Annotated in this window: 5 protein-coding genes; 3 read left to right on the top strand and 2 right to left on the bottom strand. The window is 52.1% G+C overall.

What is annotated here, in order from left to right:
* The first annotated feature begins 240 nt into the window (after nt 1-240).
* Nucleotides 241-1,392 carry a molecular chaperone DnaJ gene (gene dnaJ / locus ACTG34_RS12825; protein ID WP_439105281.1) on the top strand — a complete coding sequence of 384 codons (1,152 nt, stop codon included), beginning with the start codon at nt 241-243 and terminating at the stop codon, nt 1,390-1,392.
* Nucleotides 1,393-1,509: 117 nt separating this feature from the next.
* Nucleotides 1,510-2,277 (top strand): RadC family protein, encoded by a 768-nt coding sequence (gene radC / locus ACTG34_RS12820; RefSeq protein WP_439105280.1) that lies wholly within the window; start codon nt 1,510-1,512, stop codon nt 2,275-2,277.
* Nucleotides 2,278-2,295: 18 nt separating this feature from the next.
* Here the strand turns inward: radC and ACTG34_RS12815 are convergent, their stop codons facing one another.
* Both ACTG34_RS12815 and secA read right to left on the bottom strand, forming a co-directional pair.
* Nucleotides 2,296-3,825, bottom strand: a complete 1,530-nt coding sequence (locus ACTG34_RS12815; RefSeq protein ID WP_439105279.1) for a phosphate ABC transporter substrate-binding/OmpA family protein — start codon at nt 3,823-3,825, stop codon at nt 2,296-2,298.
* Between the two features lie 295 nt (nt 3,826-4,120).
* Nucleotides 4,121-6,802: a preprotein translocase subunit SecA gene (secA, locus tag ACTG34_RS12810; RefSeq protein ID WP_439105278.1), complete on the bottom strand. Its 2,682-nt coding sequence runs from the start codon at nt 6,800-6,802 to the stop codon at nt 4,121-4,123.
* A 180-nt stretch (nt 6,803-6,982) separates the two neighbouring features.
* On the opposite strand from secA, the gene ACTG34_RS12805 reads away from it, so the two are divergent.
* Nucleotides 6,983-7,527: peptidylprolyl isomerase (locus ACTG34_RS12805; RefSeq protein WP_439105277.1), on the top strand; the 545-nt coding region annotated here is incomplete at its 3' end.

The raw sequence follows: 7,527 nt of genomic DNA, 5'->3' as shown, positions 1-7,527 counted from the left end.
TTCAAAACGTTACCGAAGCTGCGATGAAACTTGGTGAGGCAATCTACAAGTCTAGCCAAGAGGCATCTGGCGATGGTGACATGGACATGGGTGACGATGGCCCGTCTGGTGTTGACGATGATATTGTCGATGCTGATTTCGAAGATCTGGACGACAACAAGCGTTCATAAACGTTGATTGGGTCCGATCGGCCGGCCTGCTTGAGCAGGCCGGCCATCGCGTTCCAAGAGGGTGTAATCCATGGCAAAACGCGACTATTACGAAGTCCTCGGTGTCGGAAAAGGTGCGGATGCGGGTGAGTTGAAAAAGGCCTATCGCAAAAAAGCGATGGAGTTTCACCCTGACCGAAACGCCGATAACCCCGAAGCCGAAGCAAAGTTCAAAGAAGTAAACGAGGCGTACGACGCCCTCAAAGATCCTGAGAAAAAGGCAGCATATGATCGATTTGGTCATGCGGCATTTGAACAGGGTGGAGGCGGGCGTCCCGGTGGGTTTGGCGGACACGGACAAGGCGACTTTTCATCTGCTTTCTCTGACGTATTTGACGATCTATTTGGCGATTTCATGGGGGGGCAGCAACGTGGTGGCGGTGGACGCTCTCGCGCGCAACGTGGCTCTGACTTGCGTTACAACATGCGCGTCTCCCTTGAGGACGCATATAAGGGATCACAAAAGACCATCAATGTGCCCACGTCCGTCAGCTGCAAAACCTGCACTGGGACAGGCGCAGCGAACGGTGCAGAACCTCAAACCTGTCCGTCATGTTCAGGCATGGGCAAAGTGCGTGCACAACAAGGCTTCTTTACAGTTGAACGCACATGTCCCGCATGTGGCGGTATAGGTCAAACGATCAAAGATCCGTGCAAGGATTGTCATGGGGCGGGGCGCGTTGAAAAAGAACGTTCATTGTCGGTCAACATTCCTTCCGGCGTCGAGACAGGCACTCGAATTCGCCTCTCAGGTGAAGGCGAAGCGGGTTTGCGCGGTGGTCCCACAGGTGATCTCTACATCTTTATAGAAGTACAGCCGCACCCGATTTTTGAACGTGACGGGATGCATCTACATTGCGCCGTTCCCGTTTCAATGACCACCGCAGCTCTGGGTGGGGACATCGAAGTGCCGACCATCGATGGTGGCCGCAGCCGCGTCAAAATTCCCGCAGGTAGCCAAACTGGCCGCCAAATGCGCCTTCGAGCAAAAGGAATGCCAATGCTGCGCGGCGCAGGCCAAGGCGATATGTTCATAGAGCTCGGCGTTGAGACTCCGGTGAACCTGTCCACCAAGCAAAAGGAGCTCTTGCGCGAGTTCGATAAGCTCGGTGAGGACAACAGTCCTGAAAGCTCGTCCTTCTTTAAGAAGGTAAAGAGTTTTTGGGATGGCATGACAAACTAAAAATTAAAAACGGGGCGCTACGGCGCCTCGTTTTTTTCGGCGGCGATAGTGTTTTGTTTCAGCAGATTCAAAAAATCCTTAACCTAAAATTTAGTGATTCCACTTCACCATTTTGAGATGTCCAAGATACCCGCTCCCCATGACTTTCCCCAAATGCCGCAATGGCTCTTTGACCTCGACGATGCACGTCCTGTTCAAATGCCCGCGCGTCTTCCCAGCATCTTGCGCAATCACAGGCGCGATCTACACAATAGGCTAATGTCGGGTGGTGGTGCGGCGTTGCAAGACGCTGATCTATTGGACCTTGTGGTCGGTCGTGCGCTGCCTCGCGCCGATGTCAGATCATTGGTGGAGCGCCTTTTACATACGTTTGGGGATTACAACGCTACGATTTCGGCACCATTGGCGCGCCTCTTACAAATTGACGGGATGACCTTGGAAGCCGCCCAAGAACTCAAGCTTATCGAAGCGAGCGCGCACAGATTAGCGCGGGCGCGCGTTCTAACACTGCCCATTCTGTCGAGCTGGAATGCAGTCGTGGACTACTGCCACACAGTTTTATCTCATAGCGGGACAGAAAGACTTCATGTGCTCTATCTGGACCGCAAAAACAGACTCATTTTGGACGAAGTAGCGGCGCAAGGCACAGTCGACCATGTCCCTGTCTATCCTCGCGAAATCATTAAAAGAGCCCTAGAGTTGAATGCCTCCGCCCTCATTCTGGTTCACAACCACCCATCAGGTGATCCGGCACCATCCGATTCAGACATCGCGATGACCACGCAGATCCGCGACGCCGCGGCAACAATGGACATCAATTTACATGACCATTTGATCATCGGAAAAGCCGCGGAATTTAGCTTTCGTGGGCACGGACTTTTGTAGGCATATCCCACACTTGCGTCATCCCTTTACCCATACTTCAACTCGGCGATTTAGTCGCTGACCCCACTCAAGGTCATCACATGCCAAAGGCATCGCCTCCCCCACACCAAGCGTTGTAAAGGTTGTGCGGGTAGCGTCAAAGTCATCCCCGGCACTGTCAACAACCGACCGAAGCACTGATGCAGCACGGCGCCTTGACAGGTTCGCATTGGATGCTCCATCCCCGCGCCCGTCTGAGAAGCCCGCAAATATTAATGATTTTCCATCATAGACACCGGCGTTTAACAGGCGCGCCAAAAGACGCGTGTTTGAGCGTGACTGAGCGTCTAGCCTCGTAGACCCACCCTCGAACCTGAAGCCCAATGTGAGCCGCTTGGACCCTTGTAGTAGCTTCGTCAGATCTTGTAGATCGGCAAGAGATACATCGTCACCGGCATTCGAGATTGCATTTGAGAATCGGTGTCCTTGATCACGAAATGACAACTCTCCAACAGACTGATCAACAAACCGCGTCCGCGCGATAATGACTTGCGCCTGTGGTGAGGTTGCAAACTCAATAAACTCACGGGCCAAGGCGGGTAGCCTACGTGCTGGAGTGTATAGAAACACAGGTAGCGTCAGTGGGTAATCATTTGCCTTTATATCCACCGCCTCGACAGAAGCAAAGAAGCCGCAAGCACCCGTCAGACCAAGCGCTTTGACCGCCCCACCCGCGGATACAAACCCTAACCCAATCGCATAAGGATCTTCATCAATGGCCTCTATAACACCAATAGCAGTGGCATGCGTTGTCATTTGATCTGTAAATTCTGATATCTTGGGCAGCAGATCGAATCCATCATGTTGCGTCTCAAAATCGTGTTCCCGGACATGAACCGCAATTGGCGCATCGCTACCGCCGATTTCGGACCAGTTCTGAACTTTTCCCGTTAAAACTGCGCGTAGGCTCTCTAATGAGATTGCATTTAAAGTATTGGATCGAGACACGAGTGGCGTCAGCGCGTCAAGGGCCAGAACTCGTGCACGAATAGGATCGCGCAGATCGCCAACACCAGCGTCAGCGGCAAAACGAACCTCAACATTTGTTGCCTCGCGCAGTGACACCACCATGTCCGTATTCTCTGACGCCAAGTCCGCAAACGCTTCGCCATCAGAGGTATGCAAAAGGTCGAACTCGGCCATAACAGGGCCTGTATCACTGGCTAGCATCGTAATACGCTGCCCGCGCTCTAGAGGCTCTATTCGCGTCACATAATCGCTGCGGGCCGCGAAAGACTGAACGAGCGCGGATAACAATCCATCCACCGCCCACGGGTCGCCAGAAAATCTGACATGGGCAAAATACGACGACAAATCCGGACATCCCGGACCATCGCAATTGACGCCCGATGCATCGACTGTCAGAGCTCCAAACTCTGTATCAACGCGGTAAAATTCTCCGTCAAACCCTAGAAACGTACCGTTGATTTCCACAGAACCATCGCGGGCAATCAATGCGATATCCTGAGCCTGTGCGAGATGAACGCTTCCCAAAAACAGGGCCAACATTGCGTAAAAAACTTGCCTAAATCTACCCGACATATAGTCCCACCACCAAACGCTCTAACTCACCAGCTAAGTTTACAAGAGTGTCACTGCTGCGACATTGTTTTTCAACCGCATAAACCAGACAGCAGCATCACAATCCTGCATGTGAACCCAAAATCTCACAGGAGGAAAAATTGTTGCGTGAAACATCAACGCCCTACCGACAGCTCAACCGCATCAATGGCCTGACCTGTATGTTGTGTGCAAAAAGGCCGCGATTAACGCGGCCTTTAATAGCGTTTTTCAAGGAATCAAATCAAACAGCGCCGTGACAATGCTTGAATTTCTGCCCTGACCCACATGGGCAAGAGTCGTTCCGACCTGGCGCGCCCCATGTTTCAGGGTCAGCCTCATCAAAGCCAGGTTTTGCGTTGGGGTATTGATGCTGTGGCGCGTCGCCCGCCAATTGGGATTGCTGGGCCTGAAGCTGCGCAAGCATTGTGTTGCGTTCCTCTTCAGTCATTGGACGCACACGCGCAAGCTTTGCTGTCACTTCTCCACGAAGGCTATCGAGCATCGTTTCAAAAAGCTGGAAACTCTCGTTTTTATACTCGTTCAAAGGATCACGTTGCGCGTAACCCCTGAAACCAATCACAGAGCGCAAATGCTCAAGCGTCAAAAGATGCTCACGCCATTTTGCGTCAATCGTATTGAGCAGGAATTGCTTCTCAATCTGGCGGAACTGCTCCGATCCGAACGCAGCTTCTTTTTCGGCCATCATTTTGTCGGTGACATCTGACAAGCGCTCCGTGATAACTTCGTCGTCAACGCCTTCTTCTTCGGCCCATTCTTTGACTTTTACGTCCATATTGAGGGCTTCGATGATTGAGACATACAGTTTTTCTGTATCCCACTGGTCAGGATAGGACTTCGGTGGGATTGTAGCTTCGACCAAATCCTCAATCACTTCGTGACGCATATCCGCCACAATCTCACTGACGTTTGAGGACTCCATGATGTCACGGCGCTGAGTAAAGACCACTTTGCGCTGGTCATTCATCACATCGTCAAATTTCAACAATTGCTTGCGAATGTCGAAATTGCGACCCTCAACCTTGGCCTGCGCTTTTTCGAGTGACTTATTCACCCATGGATGGATGATCGCTTCACCCTCTTTCATGCCAAGAGAAGATAGCATTTTATCTAGCCGCTCGGAGCCGAAAATGCGCATCAAATCATCTTCGAGCGACAAGAAGAAAAGTGAGCGCCCCGGATCGCCCTGACGACCGGATCGCCCACGCAACTGGTTATCGATACGGCGGCTTTCGTGACGCTCGGTCGCTAAAACATACAGACCACCGGCCTCAAGAACGGCTTTTTCAGCTTCGGCGTGTTCAGCTTGGATCGTTGCACGAATTTCATCTGGATTCGCATCTGGGTTGGCTGCAATAGCCTCCATAACTTTCATCTCGACGTTTCCGCCAAGCTTGATGTCCGTGCCGCGGCCCGCCATGTTTGTAGCAATAGTCACCGCACCGAGTTTGCCCGCATCGCCAACAATTTCCGCTTCTTTTTCGTGATGGCGCGCATTCAAAACTTTGTGCTCAACACCCTCTTTCGTTAGCAGACCAGATAGCTCTTCTGATTTCTCGATGGATGTTGTCCCGACAAGAACGGGCTGACCCTTTGCATTGGCGTCTCGCACCGATTGCACCACAGCGGCCAACTTTTCTGCTTCTGTACGGTAAACACGGTCATGATCATCCTTACGTGTGATCGGCCGGTTTGTCGGCACTTCGACAACGCCCAGTTTATAGATCTCCATAAACTCGTCCGCTTCGGTCAACGCAGTCCCCGTCATGCCAGACAAGGTATTGTAAAGCCGGAAATAGTTTTGGAATGTAACCGATGCAAGCGTGACGTTTTCAGGCTGGATAGCACAGCCCTCTTTAGCTTCAATCGCTTGGTGAAGTCCCTCGGAGAGACGACGCCCAGCCATCATACGGCCGGTAAACTCGTCAATCAGCGCGACCTGACCATCACGCACGATATAGTGCACGCCGTTTTGAAATAACTTGTGCGCCCGCAATCCCTGGTTCACGTGATGAACGATGGTCGTGCTCTCGGGATCGTAAAGCGTCTGCCCCTCGGGCAACAATCCCGCAGCATGCAAGCGTTGCTCTAAAAACTCGTTCCCATCTTCAGTGAACGAAACCTGACGCGTCTTTTCGTCAAGTTCATAATGCTCTTGAGTCAATTCAGGAATGAGCTTGTCGATGATTTGGTATAGCTCAGAGCGATCATCAGACGGGCCAGAAATGATAAGCGGTGTACGCGCCTCATCGATCAGAATGGAATCAACCTCGTCGACAATCGCGAAATTGTGGCCGCGTTGAACAACACGGTTCAAATCCGACGCGCTATTGTCGCGCAGGTAATCAAAACCAAGCTCGTTATTCGTCGCATAGGTGACGTCACAGGCATAGGCCGCGCGTTTTTCGTCCTCAGGCTGCTGACCGTAGATCGACGCACAGGTCATACCCAACGCTTCGAATACTTTGGCCATCCATTCCGCGTCACGGGTGGCTAGGTAGTCATTCACAGTCACAACGTGCACGCCCTTGCCCGTCAGCGCATTGAGATAGGACGGGAAGGTAGCAACAAGCGTTTTGCCCTCGCCCGTTTTCATCTCTGCGATATTTCCCTGATGAAGAAAAATACCACCCATCAACTGGGTATCAAAAGCCCGCAGGCCAAGCGCACGCCGCGCCGCTTCGCGACAGTTGGCGAACGCCTCAGGCAAAATCGCATCAAGGCTTTCGCCTTCTGCCACACGCTTTTTAAACTCGTCCGTTTTTGCAATCAGGCCTGCATCGTCAAGTTTCTCAAACTCTGCTTCCAGAGCGTTGATTTTTTCAACAATAGGTCGGGTCGCCTTGATTTTGCGGTCATTCGGCGTGCCGAAGACCTTTTTCGCAAGTGTACCAATGCCTAGCATATTTTCTCCGCTCGATGCGTCCTGACAGGATCGTGTGAGAGGAGGTATTGCTCCGCTGCTCATCACCCCATAGAAACGGTCGCAACGGCTCCTCTTTATAGACCTTAAGCGATGTAAGGGGCCATTGGAGTAGTGTCAACGTTGCGCCCCGTAATGATCGGGCAAGGAAGGACAAATCACATGAAGTATCGTCATTTTATTGCCGCTCTTGTCATCTCGCAGGCCGCGCTCACCGCAACGCCGCTCTTTGCGCAAGAGATTTCAGCAGATACCGTAGTTGCAACGGTGAATGGATCCAGCATCACAATGGGCAATGTTATTGCCGCGCGCGGAACTTTGCCCGAGCAATACCAAACTCTTCCGGTTGATGAGTTATTCACCGGCATTTTGGAGCAAATGATCCAACAAGAAGTGTTGCGCCAAAGCGTCGGTGAGCCGAATAAGGCGCTACAAATCCAGATGCAAAACGAAACTCGCGCGATATTTGCAGGCGCCGCTTTAGAGGAAATGGCCGAACGGGCGATGACCGATGAGGCGATCGAAGCATTTTACAACGAGACCTATGCTAGCGCGGAACCATCGCGCGAATATCGTGCCGCGCATATTCTCGTCGAAACAGAAGACGAGGCAAAAGCCTTGCTTGTCGATTTGGACGGCGGCGTAGATTTTGCGGACCTTGCGCGTCAGAAATCTACGGGTCCGTCTGGTCCGAACGGTGGCGATCT

The organism is Celeribacter marinus, from assembly GCF_965656515.1.
Classification (GTDB): Bacteria; Pseudomonadota; Alphaproteobacteria; order Rhodobacterales; family Rhodobacteraceae; genus Celeribacter; species Celeribacter marinus_D.
This window is presented reverse-complemented; position numbering and strand designations above follow the sequence as displayed.